The organism is Rheinheimera gaetbuli, from assembly GCF_054781935.1.
In genome coordinates this window covers 566,126-585,624 of the sequence record NZ_BAAGTL010000008.1, presented here as the reverse complement: position 1 = coordinate 585,624, position 19,499 = coordinate 566,126, and the positions used below count along the sequence as shown (strand labels likewise).

At 49.4% G+C, this 19,499-nt stretch carries 20 protein-coding genes; 4 read left to right on the top strand and 16 right to left on the bottom strand.

Features of this window, described 5'->3' with window-relative positions:
- Positions 1 to 11: 11 nt before the first annotated feature.
- From ispG to trmJ, 16 genes are all read right to left on the bottom strand, one after another.
- Complete coding sequence (gene ispG, locus ACYVIC_RS09545) at positions 12 to 1,115, bottom strand: flavodoxin-dependent (E)-4-hydroxy-3-methylbut-2-enyl-diphosphate synthase (protein WP_460859385.1); 1,104 nt, start codon at positions 1,113 to 1,115, stop codon at positions 12 to 14.
- A gap of 2 nt (positions 1,116 to 1,117) precedes the next feature.
- The gene (locus ACYVIC_RS09540; protein ID WP_460859384.1) at positions 1,118 to 1,966 is read right to left on the bottom strand and encodes a RodZ domain-containing protein; all 849 of its coding nucleotides are present in this window, start codon (positions 1,964 to 1,966) and stop codon (positions 1,118 to 1,120) included.
- Positions 1,963 to 3,777, bottom strand: a complete 1,815-nt coding sequence (gene pilW, locus ACYVIC_RS09535; RefSeq protein ID WP_460859383.1) for a type IV pilus biogenesis/stability protein PilW — start codon at positions 3,775 to 3,777, stop codon at positions 1,963 to 1,965. The genes ACYVIC_RS09540 and pilW overlap by 4 nt, the downstream gene beginning before the upstream one ends.
- 21 nt (positions 3,778 to 3,798) lie before the next feature.
- A complete protein-coding gene (rlmN, locus tag ACYVIC_RS09530; RefSeq protein ID WP_460859381.1) occupies positions 3,799 to 4,923 on the bottom strand; it encodes a dual-specificity RNA methyltransferase RlmN in 1,125 nt (374 codons plus the stop codon).
- Between the two features lie 106 nt (positions 4,924 to 5,029).
- The gene (gene ndk / locus ACYVIC_RS09525; protein WP_460859380.1) at positions 5,030 to 5,461 is read right to left on the bottom strand and encodes a nucleoside-diphosphate kinase; all 432 of its coding nucleotides are present in this window, start codon (positions 5,459 to 5,461) and stop codon (positions 5,030 to 5,032) included.
- Between the two features lie 159 nt (positions 5,462 to 5,620).
- On the bottom strand, positions 5,621 to 6,034 hold the full coding sequence (locus ACYVIC_RS09520; protein ID WP_460859377.1) for a phosphate ABC transporter substrate-binding protein: 414 nt from the start codon (positions 6,032 to 6,034) through the stop codon (positions 5,621 to 5,623).
- Between the two features lie 9 nt (positions 6,035 to 6,043).
- Positions 6,044 to 7,198, bottom strand: a complete 1,155-nt coding sequence (locus ACYVIC_RS09515; RefSeq protein WP_460859376.1) for a porin — start codon at positions 7,196 to 7,198, stop codon at positions 6,044 to 6,046.
- A gap of 144 nt (positions 7,199 to 7,342) precedes the next feature.
- Positions 7,343 to 7,681: an ISC system 2Fe-2S type ferredoxin gene (gene fdx, locus ACYVIC_RS09510; RefSeq protein ID WP_335735358.1), complete on the bottom strand. Its 339-nt coding sequence runs from the start codon at positions 7,679 to 7,681 to the stop codon at positions 7,343 to 7,345.
- Positions 7,682 to 7,684: 3 nt separating this feature from the next.
- Positions 7,685 to 9,535 (bottom strand): Fe-S protein assembly chaperone HscA, encoded by a 1,851-nt coding sequence (gene hscA / locus ACYVIC_RS09505; RefSeq protein WP_460859373.1) that lies wholly within the window; start codon positions 9,533 to 9,535, stop codon positions 7,685 to 7,687.
- An 8-nt stretch (positions 9,536 to 9,543) separates the two neighbouring features.
- Positions 9,544 to 10,068, bottom strand: coding sequence for a co-chaperone HscB (gene hscB / locus ACYVIC_RS09500; protein ID WP_460859371.1), 525 nt, complete (start codon positions 10,066 to 10,068; stop codon positions 9,544 to 9,546).
- A gap of 15 nt (positions 10,069 to 10,083) precedes the next feature.
- Positions 10,084 to 10,407, bottom strand: coding sequence for an iron-sulfur cluster assembly protein IscA (gene iscA / locus ACYVIC_RS09495; RefSeq protein ID WP_335735361.1), 324 nt, complete (start codon positions 10,405 to 10,407; stop codon positions 10,084 to 10,086).
- 6 nt (positions 10,408 to 10,413) lie between these two features.
- Entirely contained in the window at positions 10,414 to 10,797 is a 384-nt protein-coding gene (iscU, locus tag ACYVIC_RS09490) for a Fe-S cluster assembly scaffold IscU (RefSeq protein WP_460859369.1), read from the bottom strand.
- Positions 10,798 to 10,826: 29 nt separating this feature from the next.
- A complete protein-coding gene (locus ACYVIC_RS09485) occupies positions 10,827 to 12,041 on the bottom strand; it encodes an IscS subfamily cysteine desulfurase (protein WP_460859367.1) in 1,215 nt (404 codons plus the stop codon).
- A 17-nt stretch (positions 12,042 to 12,058) separates the two neighbouring features.
- Positions 12,059 to 12,541: a Fe-S cluster assembly transcriptional regulator IscR gene (gene iscR, locus ACYVIC_RS09480; RefSeq protein WP_460859366.1), complete on the bottom strand. Its 483-nt coding sequence runs from the start codon at positions 12,539 to 12,541 to the stop codon at positions 12,059 to 12,061.
- A gap of 114 nt (positions 12,542 to 12,655) precedes the next feature.
- The gene (gene cysE, locus ACYVIC_RS09475) at positions 12,656 to 13,465 is read right to left on the bottom strand and encodes a serine O-acetyltransferase (RefSeq protein WP_460859364.1); all 810 of its coding nucleotides are present in this window, start codon (positions 13,463 to 13,465) and stop codon (positions 12,656 to 12,658) included.
- 3 nt (positions 13,466 to 13,468) lie between these two features.
- Entirely contained in the window at positions 13,469 to 14,209 is a 741-nt protein-coding gene (gene trmJ, locus ACYVIC_RS09470; protein ID WP_460859362.1) for a tRNA (cytosine(32)/uridine(32)-2'-O)-methyltransferase TrmJ, read from the bottom strand.
- A gap of 169 nt (positions 14,210 to 14,378) precedes the next feature.
- On the opposite strand from trmJ, the gene ACYVIC_RS09465 reads away from it, so the two are divergent.
- The 4 genes from ACYVIC_RS09465 (at position 14,379) to ACYVIC_RS09450 (ending at position 19,458) form a co-directional block, all read left to right on the top strand.
- Positions 14,379 to 15,203, top strand: a complete 825-nt coding sequence (locus ACYVIC_RS09465) for a class I SAM-dependent methyltransferase (RefSeq protein ID WP_460859360.1) — start codon at positions 14,379 to 14,381, stop codon at positions 15,201 to 15,203.
- Positions 15,204 to 15,230: 27 nt separating this feature from the next.
- Positions 15,231 to 16,517: a phosphoribosylamine--glycine ligase gene (purD, locus tag ACYVIC_RS09460; protein WP_460859359.1), complete on the top strand. Its 1,287-nt coding sequence runs from the start codon at positions 15,231 to 15,233 to the stop codon at positions 16,515 to 16,517.
- Between the two features lie 131 nt (positions 16,518 to 16,648).
- A complete protein-coding gene (locus ACYVIC_RS09455) occupies positions 16,649 to 18,421 on the top strand; it encodes an ExeM/NucH family extracellular endonuclease (protein ID WP_460859357.1) in 1,773 nt (590 codons plus the stop codon).
- A gap of 140 nt (positions 18,422 to 18,561) precedes the next feature.
- The gene (locus ACYVIC_RS09450) at positions 18,562 to 19,458 is read left to right on the top strand and encodes a phosphoribulokinase (protein ID WP_460859356.1); all 897 of its coding nucleotides are present in this window, start codon (positions 18,562 to 18,564) and stop codon (positions 19,456 to 19,458) included.
- Positions 19,459 to 19,499: the final 41 nt, after the last annotated feature.

The following is a 19,499-nucleotide window of genomic DNA, read 5'->3' as shown; positions in this document are numbered from 1 at the left end:
CCCGTACTGGTTTATTCCAGCTGACGTACTGCAATTTTTTGCTGCAGATAGTCGCGCACCTGTTGTTCCAGTTGCTCTGCTACCTGCTCGTTGTCCAGCCGCAATTTTTGCCGCTGGCCATTTATATAAAAACCGCTTTTCTTGCTGGCGCCGGCCACGCCTAAATCAGATATCAGCGCTTCGCCCGGGCCATTAACCACACACCCAATCACCGATACCGTTAGCGGCTCAATCACATCCTCTAACCGTTCTTCCAACTGGTTCATGGTTTTAATCACATCAAATTCCTGCCGTGAACAACTGGGGCAGGCAATAAAATTAATACCGCGCGAGCGAATACGTAGCGACTTTAAAATATCAAAGGCGACTTTCACTTCTTCTACCGGATCGGCTGCCAGTGATATACGCAGCGTATCGCCGATACCTTCGGCCAGTAACATGCCCAGACCAATTGCAGATTTGACTGCCCCGGCACGGGCCCCGCCGGCTTCGGTAATGCCTAAGTGCAACGGTTGTTTAATCTGCTTTGCCAATAAACGGTAAGCACCAACCGCCAAAAACACATCTGAAGCTTTAACACTGACTTTAAATTGGTCAAAATTAAGCCTATCCAGAATATCTACATGGCGCATCGCCGACTCTACCAGCGCCTCTGGTGTCGGCTCACGGTATTTTTCCTGAATATCGGCTTCCAGCGAGCCGCCATTTACACCAATACGAATCGGAATATTGTAATCCCGGGCACAATCCACTACCGCGCGAATACGATCTTCCCGGCCAATATTGCCGGGGTTAATCCGCAGGCAATCTACCCCGTATTCGGCCACTTTAAGCGCAATACGGTAGTCAAAATGGATATCGGCCACTAAGGGTACAGGTGACTGCTGCTTAATCAGTTTAAAAGCCTCAGCTGCCTCCATAGTAGGTACTGAAACACGCACTAAATCAGCACCCGCTTTGGCAATAGCCTGAATTTGCGCTACTGTCGCGGCTACGTCGGTGGTACGGGTATTGGTCATTGATTGCACAGCTATTGGGGCATCACCGCCAATCAAAACGTTACCAACACGAATTTGCGTACTTTCACGCCGCTTAATCGGATTCTCTGCAAACATAGTTATTCTGACTCTGGAATACTGAACTTTGCCACTCTGCCGCCGGGCAACGACGACATATCAACGGCCTGCTGATTAAAGTTAATCTGTACAACGCTTGGGTTACCCAAGGTTACCTCAAACGGCGCTTTACCCTGCAATTGCATAACATAACCACTTTGTTTGGTGCCATAAGCTACCCTATTGCCTTGCGCATCAACGACATTAACCCAACAATTGGCACTAAAACGCATTTCTAACTGATCAAGTAACGGCTCAGCCGGTTTTGGCGCCGCCTCTGACGACTGAGGACTAACATCCGTGAACTGTGCCAACATAGCCGCCATTTGCTCAGTGTTAGCTTCTGACGCTCCGGCCAGTTCAAGCGAATTGTTAGCAGCAACTGCCTCACCGGACTCTGCCACCACAACGGTAGCTGCTGGTGTTTCAGTTTGCTGCGCTAAGCCATCGGTGGGCACATTTAATTCGCTTTGCCACCACCAGATAAACAGCAACAGCAGCAGCAACGCAATTATTGCATAGGTTAACCACATAAAGCGGTTTTCCGTGGCCTGATGCGCAGCGCGATTTGAGAAAGTGCGCATCGGTTTAGCAGCGCTGTGCTCACTGCAATGTTCACCGTAGGCTGCCATTAGCTCTTTTTCGGGTAATTTCATTAGCCTGGCGTAAGCCCGCACATAACCGCGGGCATAGGTTTCTAATGTGCCATCCAGCTGACCCAGTTCCAGCTTATTGACTACTTCTGGCTTAAGATTCAGCTGCACGGCCACCTGCTGCTGGCTCAGACCACGCTGCTCTCTGGCCTGTTGCAGCTGCTGGCCTACAGTTAATGTCGGGGTTTCAGCTGTCATTGCTCAATACTAACCGGGTCAGCAACATATACTTGCTGTCCTACCTGCAAGGTACTTTGCTCTGTAAAACCATTCCAGCTCATAAACTTGTCCAGTCTAATATTGTAACGGTATGAAATGGCGAACATCGTTTCGCCGCGGGCAACAATATGAAACGTGGTCGTAGCCGCTGTCTGCTGCCGCTCGACGCTATCTGTTTTGGCGGCATCCAACTGTTGCGCAGATACCGGACCGAGCCAAATTTTCTGGCCGGTTTTTATTACCGATTCCGGCGTAAGTTGATTCCACTGCATCAACCTTTGCAAGCGAATATTATGCTTTACTGAAATGGCGTAAAGCGACTCTGCGGCCTGCACCAGGTGAAAGGCCGGTTCTGCAGGCGGTAAACTGACCTCTGCTGCAGCGTCTGACTCAGCTGCAGCTTCACCGCCATCAGTAACATGCTCTGTTGCTAAAGCTGCGGTTTCTACTTCAGGATCCGGCTGAGCAGCAATTACTTCAGCCGCTTCTGCCGATTCAGGCTGAGCAGCAATTACTTCAGCCGCTTCTGCCGATTCAGGCTGAGCAGCAATTACTTCAGCTGCTACTGCCGGCTCAGGCTGAGCAGCAATTACTTCAGCCGCTTCTGCAGGTTCAGGCTGAGCAGCTATTACTTCAGCTGCTCCTTCCGGCTCAGGCTGGGCAGCTATTACTTCAGCTGCTCCTTCCGGCTCAGGCTGGGCAGCCGTTACTATAACCTCTGCTGCCAGCTCTGTATTGATAGATGCCGGTTGCGACACAGCGGTGTTGGCCGCCAATACTCCGGCAATTGCACTGGCTGTATGGGTTATTTCAGTGCGGGGGCGCACGAAGGTGTCAACTTCAGCCTCTATTTCTGCTTCCGCAGTTTTGCGTTTAACCACTTTCAGTTTAGGGTTTGCTACCGGCTTAGCCGGCACAGGTTGCGCTGTTGCTGCCGGAGCCGGCATAACGATATTGGCCATCAGGCTATCTTTGTAACGCTCGCGTAGTCGCTCAAACTCACTGTCTTTCGTTTTGTTTTGCAACAGCAAACGGGTTTCCGGAGTATCGGTATATAGCGTTAACAAAAGTTGCTCGGCACTGCGCTGTGTTTGCCCATCACCACTTTTTTCTGCTATCAGATAACTTAATAATACGGTGCGTGCTGATACCCTACCTAAGCGCTGGATCCGATCAAGTCGCTCTTTGGCAGACGTATTATCCCCCATGGCATAAGCCAGACCCGCTGCCAATGTCAGTGATGTAATACGGGTGGCATTGTGACTAATCGAGTTTTCTAAATAAGTGCTGGCTTTAACAAAGTTATTTTGTTGCAACTGACACAACGCCAGATTTTCATAGCTTTCTGCCACACGAATATAGCCACGACGGCTAATGGCTGTTAACAATAACTGCTCAGCTTCGTCGTAGCGGTTAAGCTGGCACAGAAAAGCGCCATAGTTGTTGTAAGCGTCGGCATAGTTTGCATCTTTGCTTATCGCGTTACGGAAATACTCTTCTGCCTGCTTATTTTCACCGACACTTTGGTAATAATAAGCTAGTGCACTATGCACTTCTGCTGAGTTTGGTGCGAAACTGCGTGCCCGCTCAAGATTATATTTCGCCTGGGATGTATCGCCGCGACGCAGATAATTTAACCCTAGTGAAATTCGGGTACGGGCGGCTTCAATGTTGTCAAAGGAGCGGTCAGACACCGGCTTATCACTACCAACATAAGTTTGCTCTGACACACAACCGGTCAGAGCCAGCAAACTACAAAGTGATATACCAAGAAGAACTTTTTGCTTCACAACACGCACATCCTTGATTTATTACAACAATTTAACGGTGATCGGCTGACCTTTTTCCTGCTTTTTAATAAGGCGTTTTGTTCTGTCAATCACGTCACCAACCAGTTGGCCACAGGCAGCGTCAATATCGTCACCGCGGGTTTTGCGTACAATAACAGTAAAGCCATATTCTTGTAAGACTTTGTTAAATCTGTCAATCCGCGAATTACTCGAACGCTTGTACGGTGAGCCCGGGTAAGGGTTAAACGGTATCAGGTTTATCTTGGACGGTGTGTCTTTCAAAGCATGCGCCAACTCATGCGCTTGTTCCATACTGTCGTTAATACCGTCCAGCATCACGTACTCTACTGTGACCTTATCATTGGCCTTAGAGTTCGCAACATAACGCCTTGATGCTGCTAAAAACTCTTCCATCGGATATTTACGGTTTACCGGTACCAGTTCGTTACGCAGCTCGTTGTTTGGCGCATGCAACGAAATAGCCAATGCTACATCTATCTTGTCCCGCAACAGTTCCAGCGCCGGCACCACGCCAGAGGTACTTAAAGTAACGCGGCGTTTAGATAAACCAAAGCCAAAATCTTCCAACATTAGCTCCATTGCCGGCACCACATTATTCAGATTAAGCAGTGGTTCACCCATGCCCATCATCACTACGTTGGTTACTGGTTTGTCACCGGTATCACCGTAACTACCGATAATCTGCGCCACGCGCCAGACCTGGCCGATAATTTCTGACACGGTAAGGTTACGGTTAAAGCCCTGTTGTGCGGTAGAGCAAAACGAGCAATCCAGCGCACAACCAACCTGAGATGACACACATAAGGTCCGGCGATCTTTTTCCGGGATCCACACCGTTTCTACTTCCTGTCCGCCACTTAAACCCATGACAAACTTAATGGTACCATCGCTGCTGTCCTGACGGGTCACCACTACCGGAGCCTCTATTACACAACGTGCTTTCAGCTTTTCTCGCAGTACTTTATTGATATTGCTCATTTTGTCGAAGTCATCGACGCAAAAGTGGTAAATCCACTTCATTACCTGATCGGCACGGAATGGCTTTTCGCCCAGCTCAACAAAAAACGCCTGCATGTCGCTGCGCGTTAAATCGAGTAAATTAATTTTGCTTTGCTGTTCAGTCATTTGCCGACCGCTCCTTACCACAATAAACAATAGCCATAAAACACTGTACCAACATGCACTAAGGGGGCTGCTGCCCCCTTAGTCCGTTACCGCAGGCGATTAACGCTTAACGGGTACGGGCACACAGCTCTGCTTCAGTGAAGAAGTAAGCAATTTCGCGCGCGGCAGAAGCAGCAGCGTCTGAACCATGCACCGCGTTTTCGTCAATGCTGGCTGCGTAATCAGCACGTAAAGTACCGGCAGTCGCGTCTTTAGGGTTAGTTGCACCCATGATTTCGCGGTTCTTACGCACAGCGTCTTCACCTTCCAACACTTGCACCATTACCGGGCCAGACGTCATAAATGCTACTAAGGCACCAAAGAATGGACGGGCGCTGTGCTCAGCATAGAAACCTTCAGCTTGTTCACGGCTCAAGTGTAGCATTTTGGCTGCAACGATACGTAAACCTGCAGATTCAAAACGGTTGTAAATTGCACCAATTACGTTTTTTGCTACCGCATCTGGCTTGATAATTGAAAAAGTGCGTTCTAACGCCATAACAGGCTCCTGATTAAAAAGTTAATTAAACTGAATGATTAAAATTTAAGGCGGCAAATTATACGCTAGTTGTAAAAAAAAACCTATTTTTGCCGATAAAAAAGCCGCAACGTAGTGTTGCGGCTGTATATGACAATTGTACCGGGCAATGGCTGTAATTTAGAACGTCGCTACGACCTTTACACTGCCATCTACGTTAGCACTACTGATGTAACCTATAGCGCTGCTGTCAGCGGCCACCGCAGCCTTAACTGCAGCATCATCTGCCAGTTCTTTTGGCGGAGTGCCTTTACCGGTAAACACCAGTTTTGACCAGTAGGCTTTGAGCTGAGCGGACGAGCGGTTTAACACTTTACTGTCAAACTCATCACGTGCGGCCTGGCCTTCAGCCAGATTTAAGGGTGTAGCTTTACTACCATCGGCAAAGCTTGAAGCCCGACCTAAAAACAACCGGTTTAAATCATCTGTGGATACAGCATTGGCATTAGCCGGATTAACTACAACCGCTATCTCTGCGAACGCACTGGCAGACAACAACGCGGTTAAAAGCAAAGCAGTTTTTACAATACGCATAGCGCCTCCTTAAAATACTAAATCTACGCCAAAAGCTAATACACTTTGGCGCAGGTCAGCTATTTCATTATCTTCAGAGCTGTATTGCACTTTAAATGCAGCTGATGGGTGAAAGTCATAACGCAAACCGACATTGTATGTTGTCGCTTCACGCGCCTGACTCTGCACTATGCCGGCCACCGGAACCAGTAACTGTGCCGGTAGAACTGCTGAATAGGGCTGATAAATTTCAGTTTTTGCTTCATTGTCCTCTTTTTCATAAGAAATGTAGGGCGTTGTGCTGCCAAAACGGCGGCCCAGAGAAACATAGTAGTTTTTCTGATCAGAAATAAAGCTGTTGTCTACTTTCACCAACGTGTATTCCGCTACGATCAGCCAATCATTTTTGTCGGCGGTAAAACCCAACCCAAAAAAAGCACCGTCTTCTTCATTGATATCAATTTCATCAACCAATGCAGAAAACCCTGCACCTGAGAGGCCAGCGAAGAAATCGCCAAAGGTCACGCCCGGTTGCAATTGCACAGTTTCAGCAGCAACACTAACTTTACCAATCAAATAAGCCGCACGGACATTATACCAGTCTTTGCCAAGCTCCCAGGTAACACCCAGAATGTCCTGAATTTCAGCATTTACTGCAGTACCGCTTATCGTTGTATCTCCATCGTAAGCACCAGCTACAAATTGAAAGCTTGAGTCAAAGCTTCCTAATTGAGTAGTATGGTACAGCGATACCCCTTCAATATTGTCAAAACCCAAACCATAAACGCCTTGCGGCACCCTCAGCCAGTCATACGCGTAACCAACGTCACGAAAATCTGAGTATTTATAAAATGGTGTGCGTAAACGCCCGGCATTAATACGCAGTGAATCGTTTACCTGATAACTGACAAAAGCCCACTCAAAACCTACATCGAAATCTTCTGCACCGCGCCCCATAAGTTGCGCCGTAACCGAAAGCTTATCACCCAGATCAGACATAATCTGCACTGCAAACAAACTCTCATTTTTGAAATCGAGGCTGTCTTCGTAGCCATAAAGTCTTTCGTCGCTGTCCAGCGTTATGCCTGCTTTGATAGACGCGAAGCCGTTAATGGTTAAATCTGCATAAGCTGGGGTGGCAAATAGTCCAGCGCATGCCAACGCCAGTACAGTTCTTTTTATCATAATTACTCCACACGTTATCGATGTCTTACTTATCCTAGCTTAATCTGAATTATTCTCCAGCTAACATTAGCGTTTTATTAAGTTAGATCAGTTGATTGCATAAAAAAACGGCCATTAAGGCCGTTTTTAGGTATTTGGTTACACTTAGTGGCCTTCACTGACCATATTTACCGTATATTTCGGGATTTCTACGACCAGATCTTCATCAGCAATTCGGGCCTGACAGCCCAGCCTTGACTCAGGCTCCAGGCCCCAGGCCTTATCAAGCATATCGTCTTCAAGTTCCTCGCTTTCATTCAATGAATAAAAGCCTTCGCGGACAATGACATGGCAGGTAGTGCAGGCACAGGATTTCTCACAGGCATGCTCTATTGAAATCCCGTTGCGCAGGGCAACATCCAGCACAGTTTCACCGGTTTTCGCCTCAAGTGCAGCCCCTTCAGGGCATAGCTGGGCATGGGGTAAAAATACGATTTGTGGCATCTATTATACCTCGTCCACGTTATGGCCTTTAAGCGCCAGGCGTATAGACTGGTCCATGCGCCGGGCGGCAAAATCATCGGTTAATATATTGGTGTGTTCTATCGCAGCTTTAATGGCAGCGGTATCGTCACCCAGCTTAAGTTTTGCCAGCTGCGCCAGGGCTTGTTCGATTTGGCTAAGCTCAGTAGCGCTCAGCAATGCAGCATCTGTTTTCAAGGCCTGACCCACAGCCTCTAGCACCCGCTCAGCTTCCACTTGCTGCTCACGCAGCAGGCGTTGTTGCATATCTTGCCGGGCATACTGCATAGAGCCTTTAAGCATATCAGCAACCTGGTCATCACTTAAACCGTATGAGGGTTTAACCTGAATATTGGCCTGTACGCCAGTGGATTTTTCCTGCGCGGTTACGCTGAGCAAACCATCAGCATCTACCTGAAACGTTACACGAATATGTGCACCACCGGCAGGCATTGGCGGTATACCACGCAATTCAAAACGGGCCAGCGAGCGGCAGTTTTCTACCAGTTCACGTTCGCCTTGCACTACATGCAACGCCATGGCGGTCTGGCCATCTTTAAAGGTGGTAAATTCCTGCGCCCGTGCAACTGGGATCACGGTGTTACGCGGGATAATTTTCTCGGTTAATCCGCCCATGGTTTCCAGCCCCAATGACAGCGGAATAACGTCCAATAGCAAAGTGTCACCCTCTGCCTTGTTGCCGACCAGCACATTGGCCTGGATAGCAGCACCCAATGCGACCACTTTGTCTGGATCTATTGACGTCAAAGGTTCAGTTTTAAAAAAGGCCGCGACTTCTGTGCGCACCAAGGGCACACGGGTTGAGCCACCTACCAACACCACCTTAACAATTTCGTCGGCAGTTAACCCAGCATCGCGCAGTACCTGGCGACATGCCCGGGTGGTTTTTTTCAGCAAAGGGCTGATAAGACGATTAAACTCGGCGCGAGTCAATTCAACCTGTTGCTCAGTGCCGGCGATAATAAAACTTACCATCTCAGCTGCGGTCAGTTGCTCTTTTACCGACCGGGCCTGAGTAAGATATTGCCGCATTTGTTGATGGCTTAGGCTGCTGATGCCACTCAGAGTTTGCATCCAACCAACAATAGCATGGTCAAAATCATCGCCACCCAGCGCTGAGTCACCACCGGTCGCGAGCACTTCAAATACACCACGGCGTAAACGCAAAATGGATATATCAAAGGTGCCACCACCTAAGTCATATACCGCAATAACACCTTCCTGGCCTGAATCAAGACCATAAGCCAGTGCTGCGGCAGTAGGTTCGTTCAGTAAGCGCAGTACGGTCAAGCCTGCGAGCTTGGCTGCATCTTTAGTAGCCTGACGCTGGGCATCATCAAAATAAGCAGGTACGGTAATCACTACACCGTTTAACTCACCACCGAGGGTTTCACTGGCAGTATTGGCTAGCGTGGCAAGAATTTCTGCCGACACTTCTATCGGGTTTTTTACACCCTGAATGGTATCTATGGCGACCAAACCCTGCTGGTCTACCAACCGATAAGGCACTTTATCATTCAGCGCCAGCGTTTCGGTGTAACCTTTACCCATTAGCCGCTTCACCGACACTATGGTGTTTTGTGCATCGCTATCAGCTGCCTGCATAGCAGCATCACCAACTATTACGCTGTCAGTGCTGTAGCGCACGACTGACGGCAGCATGTCGCGGCCTTGCGCGTTGAACAGTGTTTTAGCTTCGCCGCTGCGTACCGTAGCCACCAATGAATTAGTCGTGCCTAAATCAATACCTGCCGCCAGCTTGTGCTGGTGCGGCGCAGCGCTTTGTCCGGGCTCTGCGATCTGTAATAACGCCATAGTGTTGTTTAGTCTTGTAGTTGCTGTTCAATAAGCTCGAGCTCCTGCTCAAGCTTATAAAAAAATTTAAGTTTACGAATAAGCTCGGCAGCAAACTGATCCTGCTGCTGCCCGCCAACATCGAGTGCTTTAGCAAGCTGCTGCTGTAACTGCTTTTTTTGCTGTTGCAACAGTTGCTCTATACCATCGATAACCGAATCCGGATCGTCGCTGAGGTCTATCTCTGCCAGCTGCTCGCGCAACGCCATTTGTTGCATCAGGAATGCCGGGTCGGTAAAGCTACGTTGCTCGTGACTAATCTTGAGGCCACGCAAAGCCAGTAAATGCTCAGCCCGCAGCAGCGGTTGCTTTAAACTATGGTAAGCATCGTTGATATTGGCGGTATGTTGCACAGCCAAAAGTCTGTCACGCTCTGAACCTGCTGCGTGCTGGTCCGGATGAAACTGCTTTTGCAGCTTAAGGTAGCGCGATCCGAGCTCAGTTAAATCGAGATCGAATTTCTCCGGCAGCTGAAACAACTGAAAATAGTTCATCCGGCCCTTACAGATTTATACGGTAAAACTTTCGCCACAACCACATTCGCCATTGACGTTTGGATTGTTAAACTTAAAGCCTTCGTTCAAACCTTCTTTAGTAAAATCCAGCTGTGTACCATCGATATACACCAGGCTTTTGCCATCGACGATCAGCTTAAGATCATCATGCTCAAACACCTGATCATCATCGTTCAGTGTGTCAACAAACTCGAGCACATAAGCCAGGCCAGAACAACCGGTGGTTTTTACACCCACCCGCAAACCAATACCTTTACCACGGTTATGCAAGAAACTGCGCACCCGCTCGGCGGCAGCCGTTGTCATTGAAATGGCCATAAAACCTTAGCTCCCTTGCTTTTGCTTGTAATCAGCGATAGCAGCTTTGATGGCATCTTCTGCCAAAATGGAGCAGTGGATTTTCACCGGTGGCAATGCTAATTCCTGAGCAATGTCAGTGTTTTTAATTAACTGAGCTTCGTCCAGGCTTTTACCCTTAACCCATTCTGTTACCAAAGAGCTGGAGGCAATTGCACTGCCACAACCGTAAGTTTTAAACTTAGCATCTTCAATAATGCCTTGCTTATTAACCTTTATTTGCAGCTTCATTACGTCGCCGCAAGCCGGAGCGCCAACCATACCTGTGGCTATGCCAGCTTCGTCTTTATCAAACGAACCGACATTGCGCGGATTTTCATAATGGTCGATGACTTTATTACTGTATGCCATGATAGTTACCTCTTATGCAGCCAGTGCGCTTAGTGCGCAACCCAGGCCACAGTGTTTAAATCAATACCGTCTTTGTACATATCCCACAACGGTGACATTGCGCGCAGTTTATCTATCGCCTGATGCACAATTTTAATGGTGTGATCAATCTGTGCCTCAGTAGTGAAACGACCAATGCTGAAGCGGATAGAACTGTGTGCAAGCTCGTCACTCATACCCAGAGCACGTAATACATAAGATGGCTCTAAACTTGCTGAGGTACAGGCAGAACCTGAAGATACCGCGATATCTTTAAGCGCCATAATCAATGACTCACCTTCAACATAGTTAAAGCTGATATTGGTAATATGCGCTACGCGCTGCGCCCGGTTGCCGTTTAAAAATACCTGTTCAATGTCTTTTACGCCGTCCAGCAGGCGGTCACGCAGCTGTGTTATGCGCTTAATCTCGTCATGCATTTCAAGCTTAGCAATACGGAACGCCTCGCCCATACCCACTATCTGGTGTGTTGGTAAGGTGCCTGAACGCATACCGCGCTCATGGCCACCACCGTGCATCTGCGCTTCTAAACGAATGCGGGGCTTGCGTCGCACGAACAAGGCACCGATACCCTTGGGGCCATAGGCCTTGTGGGCAGAGAACGACATTAAATCAACTTTTAACGCCTGCAGATCAATATCCACTTTGCCGGCAGCCTGGGCAGCATCGACGTGGAAAATAATACCTTTACTACGGCACAACTCACCGATCGCCGTAATATCCTGCACGACACCAATTTCATTATTAACAAACATTATGCTGATCACCGTGGTATCGGGGCGGATAGCCGCCTCGAGCATGGCAATAGTTACCAGACCGTCAGTTTGTGGCTCAAGGTACGTTACCTCATAACCTTCACGCTCTAACTGACGCATCGTATCTAGCGTAGCTTTATGCTCGGTTTTTACCGTGATCAGGTGCTTACCCTTTTTGTGGTAAAAATCGGCAGCACCTTTAATAGCCAGGTTATTTGATTCTGTCGCACCAGAGGTAAACACAATTTCACGCGGGTCGGCATTTACCAACTCTGCAATCTGGCTGCGGGCAATTTCTACCGCTTCTTCTGCCTGCCAGCCAAAACGATGCGAGCGTGAGGCCGGGTTACCAAATTCGCCGTCCATGGTTAAATACTGCATCATCTTCTCTGCCACCCGCGGGTCGACCGGGGTAGTTGCAGCGTAGTCCAGATAAATAGGTAGCTTCATTGTTTGCTCCGTGTTGCCTACAGCTGACAGCTGACTTCAATATCAGTTGCCGGGTTTTTCACAATGCGGTTATGTTGCCGCTTTGCCACGTGTTGTACATCTTGCTGGTTAACCAGCTCGCCTAGCGTAATGCCGGTAAGAAAATCTTCAATGCGGTGGCTTAAATCGCTCCACAAGGTGTGGGTTAGACAGCGGGTGCCACTGTGACAGTCAGACTTACCCTGACAACGGGTAGCATCTACTGACTCATCTACCGCACTAATTACATCAGATACCGAAATTTGTGCAGCTTCCCGGCCCAGCTGATAGCCACCACCCGGGCCTCGCACACTGCTAACCAGACCTTGTTTACGCAAGCGGGCAAACAATTGTTCAAGATAAGACAACGAAATTCCCTGGCGCGCTGAAATATCTGCCAATGGCACCGGCCCGCTGCTGGTATGCAAGGCCACGTCCAGCATGGCTGTCACCGCATAGCGGCCTTTCGATGTCAGTCGCATAGTTTGCCCCCTGAAAATATTGGCGCTATTGTACTTTCCTGACTATTTTAGTCAAGTATTAATAACCTAGTATTTTAGTCAAGTATTGCAGCGCAAGGTTCAACATGGTGTTTATCAGATGTTGGGGTCAAACGCTTCGACGTCGCGTTTACGTGCCTCTGCCGCACGTTTTTCGGCCAGTTTAAAATCTTCCTCATCGATAGAAACTGTCGGTACTTCCTCACAAACATTACCGCCAAGCTGATTAACACTGTGACACAGCTCGCCGACTTTTTTATCAAGCAGCTGGATATGGTCTAACATGCGGCCGATGGCGTTTGCCACCGGGTCGGGGTTATCTGTTGAGACAGCATAGGCATCAAAACCAAACTTCTGCGCCAGTTGTTTGCGCTCAGCGCTAACCTCAACGTCAGCTCTTGCAACAATACGCCCGGGAATACCCACCACCGTTGCACCGGAGGGAACATCTTTTACCACCACGGCATTGGAACCAATACGGGCGTTTTCACCGACAGTTAATGGCCCAAGCACCTTGGCACCGGCACCTATAACTACACCATTGGCTAAGGTCGGGTGGCGCTTACCGGGGTTCCAACTGGTGCCCCCCAACGTCACGCCATGATACAGCGTAACATCATCACCTATCTCAGCGGTTTCACCTATTACCACGCCCATACCGTGGTCGATAAAGAAACGGCGGCCAATTTTGGCGCCCGGATGAATTTCTACCCCGGTGAGCCAGCGTGCTATGGTGCTTAAAAAACGTGCCAACGATTTCCAATTGGCGCGCCATAATTTGTGGCTAACACGGTGCCACCAGATAGCATGCAACCCGGGATAATTGGTCAGCACTTCAAAGCTGCTGCGTGCTGCCGGGTCACGCTCAAACACACTTTTGATATCTTCTTTGATACCAGAAAACATGCGTTACTCCTTTTCGTCCTGCGCCTTGCGGCCAAAACGCTGCACCGACGTTAAGATGCCGCGCAATATGTTGTATTCTGCCTCTTCCGGACGCGCCCTGGTAAAAAGGCGCTTTAATTTTGTCATTACCGCACCCGGATGCTGTTTGATAATAAAGCCGGTGTCATAAAGCGTACTTTCTAAATGCTGGTAGAAGCTTTGCATCTGCTCATTGCTTGGATAATTAATCCCGGCCAGCACTGCAGGCTGCTTTTGTTGTTGCAGATAAGCCATACGCACCTCGTATGTGATCACCTGAACGGCCATGGCAAGATTTAACGAACTGTATTTCGGGTTACCCGGAATGGACACCTGATGGCTGCATAGCTGCAGTTCTTCATTGGTAAGGCAACTTTTTTCACGGCCAAAAACCAATGCGACGGGATGATTAGGGGCTTCGCTTACCACCAGCTCACCCGTTTCACGTGGGTCCAACATTGGCCAGCCTAATGTACGCTCACGCGCACTAACCGCAATAACCAGCGGGCAGTCAGTAATAGCCTGTTCCAACGTATCGAATACTTTGGCGTCGGCCAATACGTCGCTGGCCCCGGCAGATAAGGCATACGCCTGACCATCAGGTAAGGTTTTTGGAGCAACCAAAACCAGCTGTGATAAGCCCATAGTTTTCATAGCGCGCGCTACAGAGCCAATATTGCCGGTGTGGGTCGTGCCAACAAGGATGATACGGATTTGGTCTAACATAAGGCTTCCCGCGTAAAAGGGCCGGCATTCTACCACAGCCAAATGCAATTGTTGATGACAAAATAGCAGTCTGGCCATCTAATTGCCAACGATTAAGCTGACAGTCTGCCTGCTTTTTTCACTTTGTTTTGCTACACTAGCGCCACTTTAATCACAGGGAACCGCCAACATGAAAACTATAAAATTTGCCGTTGCGTTATCTGCTCTTCTGTTAAGCCCGTTGCTCAGCGCCAATAGCAACACTGAAGCTCTGCAGCTGGCTGTGGATCACAGCAGCCGAAGTCCAGCCAATATTGCCCGCGATAAATACCGCAACCCGGTTGCCACGCTTACTTTTTTTGAGGTTACCCCCCATAGCACCGTAGTTGAAATTGCGCCTGGTGGTGGTTGGTACACTGAAATCCTTGCCCCGCTGCTTGCCGCTCATGGAACCTTATACGCTGCACACTTTCCGGCCAACAGCAGCTCGGAATATTATAAACGCAGCCGTGCCGGCTTTGTTGAAAAGCTAGCGGCTAATCCGGTGTATAACCGGGTACAGCTTACTGAATTTGCACCAGATAATAGCGGAAACATTGCACCGGCAGGCAGCGCAGATGTGGTACTGACCTTCCGCAACCTGCACAATTGGTACGGCAGTGGTGGTGATGCCGGCATGGTGGCTATTTTTAAAGATTTTTACACAGCCCTTAAGCCAGGTGGTGTGCTGGGTGTGGTTGAACACCGTCTACCGGCAGATAAAATGACCGGCGAATGGCAAAAGACCGGTTACTTCCCACAACAACTGACAGTGAGCCTGGCTGAGCAAGCCGGTTTTGTGCTTGAAGCCCAAAGCGACGTCAATGCTAATGCTAAAGATACCGCTGATCATCCTGGCGGCGTTTGGACCTTACCGCCGGTGCTGCGGTTAAAAGAGCAAGATAAAGACAAGTATCTGGCCATTGGCGAGAGCGACCGGATGACGTTAAAGTTTCGCAAACCTTTAACTAAATAATATTTTGCATAATTGATGGAAAGTTAAATGAACGTACTGGTAATTGGCGGCGGTGGCCGCGAGCATGCACTGGCCTGGAAAGCGGCACAGTCGTCTTTGGCGACTAAAGTTTTTGTTGCACCGGGTAATGCCGGCACAGCACGCGAAGGCAACCTGACCAATGTGGCTATTGCCGCTGATGATGTTGCTGCGCTGCTGGCGTTTGCGAAAACTGAAGCGATAGCGCTGACCATTGTTGGCCCGGAAGCGCCACTGGCTAAAGGTGTTGTAGATGCGTTTCGCTCAGAGGGGCTGGCTATTTTCGGCCCAACTCAGGCTGCTGCACAGCTAGAGAGCTCAAAAGCCTTCGCTAAAGACTTTTTAGCCCGCCACAACATCCCCACCGCTGCTTACCAGACTTTTACTGACATAACGCCGGCAAAAGCGTTCGCCCAGAAGCTGGGCTCACCGGTAGTAATAAAAGCTGACGGTTTAGCGGCAGGCAAAGGCGTGATAATTGCGCAAAGCCAACAAGAAGCGGAAGCCGCTATTGACGACATGCTATCGGGCAATAAGTTTGGTGATGCCGGTAGCCGGGTCGTCGTGGAAGAGTTTTTAACCGGTGAAGAAGCCTCGTTTATTGTAATGGTTGACGGCACTACGGCGTTGCCTTTTGCCTCATCACAGGACCATAAAGCCCGTGACAATGGCGACAAAGGGCCAAATACTGGCGGCATGGGTGCATACTCACCAGCGCCGGTAGTGACCCCTGCCGTACACGATTGGGTTATGCAAAATGTGATTTACCCGACGGTAAACGGTATGAAAGCCGAAGGCACGGTATTTACCGGCTTTTTATATGCCGGTTTAATGATAGCACCGGATGGCAGCGCCAAAGTGCTGGAATTTAACTGTCGCTTTGGCGATCCGGAAACCCAGCCGATTATGCTGCGCTTACAATCAGATTTAGTTGAGCTGTGCCTGGCAGCAACTAACACAGCACTGGCGGGTAAACAGATCCACTTTACAGCAGATGCCGCTGTTGGCGTGGTGCTGGCCGCAGGCGGTTATCCGGACAGCTATGCAAAAGGTAAGGTAATCAGCGGCCTCGACACTGCCGACACAGCCACAGCCAAAGTGTTTCATGCCGGTACTGAGCTAAAAGATGGCCAGGTGCTTACCAATGGTGGCCGCGTATTATGCGCCACAGCGCTGGGAGCAAATGTAACTGCAGCGCAGCAAGCCGCCTACCAGTTGGTAGATAAAATAAGCTGGGATGGCATGTTCTGTCGCAGCGATATTGGCTACCGCGCCATCGCCCGCGAGCATAACTAACTGTTTTGGCTGTTACTCTGTGCCGTAACAGCCTGTTTTACCGCGAGCGGCCGGCTAATAAACGCATTATTGTAGTCATCAGCAGTTCATTGCCTCAGGCTATGCTGCTATTTTAGCTTGGAAGTCGCAAAATGAAACTCAGTTGTTTTTCCGTGTCTCTGCTCGCTTTAATGTTTTACAGCACCAACGCTGCCGCTGTTTGCGATGCTGCATATACTGCCATAGATGATATTCAGGGTATTGGCGATCATAGCCCGTTAGTGGGGCAGCAACACAGCACGCAAGGCGTGGTTAGCGCCGTGCTGTATCAAAACAGCCCTGCAGCCGGCATTGTGCTGCGCGCAACACACACCAGCAATGCCGCGGCATCTCATAGCTTGTTTATCGCTGACCGTGAAGCAGCCACTATTTATCAACCCGGGCAACTGTTGCAGGTTAGCGGCACGGTAACTGAGCTAAAAGGCTTAACCAGCCTGACACAAATAACAGCGATTAAACTCTGCCAGCAAAACATAACGCTACAACCGCTAACACAGCGGCTGCCGCTTAGTGCCGGGCAACGCTGGGAGCAACTGGAAGGCGAGCTATTGCACTTTGACCAGCTGCTCACGGTAAATGATACCTTCGGCCTGGCACGCTATGGCGAGGTAACACTGGCCGATCAACGGTTAACGGTAGCAACAGACATTATGGCGCCAGGTAAAGAGGCGGCACAACTGAGCACGACGCAGCAACAGCGTCATATGCTGGTGTTGGACGATGGCCTGATAAAACAAAACCCAGATCCAATACAGCTGGGTAAGCTTAGCTTAAGTGCCAGCAACACATTAAGGGTTGGCGATACGGTGACAGCAGTTACGGGTATTTTATTGCAAGATGAACGCGGTTATCGGCTGGTGCCGACAAGGCCAGTGCAATTTAATAGCAGCAACCCCAGGCCTACGCCCCCTGCAGCCAAACCGGCAAAGTCTTTACGCATCGCCAGCTTTAATGTGCTGAACTACTTTAATGGCTATGGCAACAGCCCGGCATTTCCTACCCGTCGCGGTGCCAGCAATGCAGCTGAACTTGAGCGGCAACAAGCAAAAACCGTTATCGCGCTGGCCGCATTAGATGCCGATGTTATTGGTTTGCTGGAAGTAGAAAACAATGGCTATAGCCCAAACGGCGCTTTGGCACAGCTGACTGCCGCACTTAACAAGGTGGCAGTAAAGCCTTACCGCTTTATCATCACCAATGAGCAACCAGGCAGCGACGCCATTAAAGTCGCGCTAATGTATCGCCCATCCAGTGTCAGTGTTGAGGGCAAAGCAGCCATGTTACTGACTAAACCCTTTGACTGGGGCAGCCGGCCACCTCTGGCGCAAAGCTTTCGCCATTTAGCGTCTAATGAGCTGGTCACTGTTAGCATTAATCACTTTAAATCTAAGGGTAGCTGCCCGAAAGACACCAGTGACGTCAACGCCGATCAGCAAGATGGTCAGGCCTGCTGGAATAGCCTGCGAACTCAATCAGCTAAAGCATTAAGTGACTGGCTGGCAACTGCGCCTACCGGGGTTAAAACCGACAAGCAGCTTATTATTGGTGACTTAAATGCCTACCGCCTGGAAGACCCGATCCGGGCGCTGCAACACAAAAATTGGCACTACCTAAGTAGCGCTGAAGGACCGCAGTACTCTTATGTCTTTCGTGGCCGCACCGGCTCGCTGGACCATGCGCTGGCAAGCCCGGCACTGGCGGCAAAATTAAGCCAGATGCAGCACTGGGCAATTAACGCCGACGAACCGGCCGTACTTGATTATAATCTGGAGTTTAAATCTGCCGCTCAACAGCAGCAGCTATATGCCCCTACGCCATATCGCTCTTCGGATCATGATCCTTTGCTTGCAACCTTTACATTCTAACTATCAGCAGCGGGCAAGCAGCTAAGCCGGTTTGCCCGCGACAAACCGCACAGCTAAAGCAAAGCTGTTAAGAAAAACTATTGCACCGGCTTTAGCTGTTGCTTTAAGGTGAGGTTAAATTTAGTTACCGAGCCGACGCTATGTCTCATAAAAACCCGATTATTGCCATTACCGGCTCGTCCGGTGCAGGCACCACCACGACCACTATCGCTTTTCAGCATATTTTCCGCACTTTGGGTATAGATGCCGCCTTTGTCGAGGGCGATTGCTTTCATCGTTTCAGCCGGCCGGAAATGGAAGTCGCTATTCGCAAAGCCAAAGAAGAAGGCCGTCATATCAGCTATTTTGGCCCAGAGGCTAACGATTTTGGTGCATTAGAAACCTTTTTTGCCAGCTACGGTGACACCGGCAGCGGTAAGATCAGACACTATTTGCACACCTTTGATGAAGCTGTGCCATACAACCAACTGCCCGGCACTTTTACTCCCTGGCAAGATTTGCGCCCAAACACTGATCTGCTATTTTATGAAGGCCTGCATGGCGGCGCCGTTACCGATGAGCACAATGTTGCGCAGCATGTCGATTTACTGATTGGCATGGTGCCTATCGTCAACCTGGAGTGGATCCAAAAAATTATTCGCGACACTTCTCAACGTGGCCATAGCCGCGAGGCGGTGCAAGCCAGCATAGTAAGGAGTATGGACGATTACATTAACCATATTACGCCGCAGTTTTCCCGCACCCATATTAACTTTCAGCGCGTCCCAACGGTAGACACCTCAAACCCGTTCAGTGCCAAAGATATACCGTCTTTAGATGAAAGTTTTGTTGTGATCCGCTTTCGTGGCATTAAGCATGTCGATTTTCCCTACTACCTACAGATGATCCAAGGATCTTTTATGTCCAGAGTCAATACGCTTGTCGTGCCCGGTGGCAAGATGGGTTTAGCCATGGAGCTGATTTTAACCCCACTGATCGAAGAACTAATGATTAAGCGGCGCCAGGCACGTGGTCAGGTAGACTGGTTGGGAACCTGAGTTTAACCATGGCATTGCATTACGAATCTTTACAATTTAAT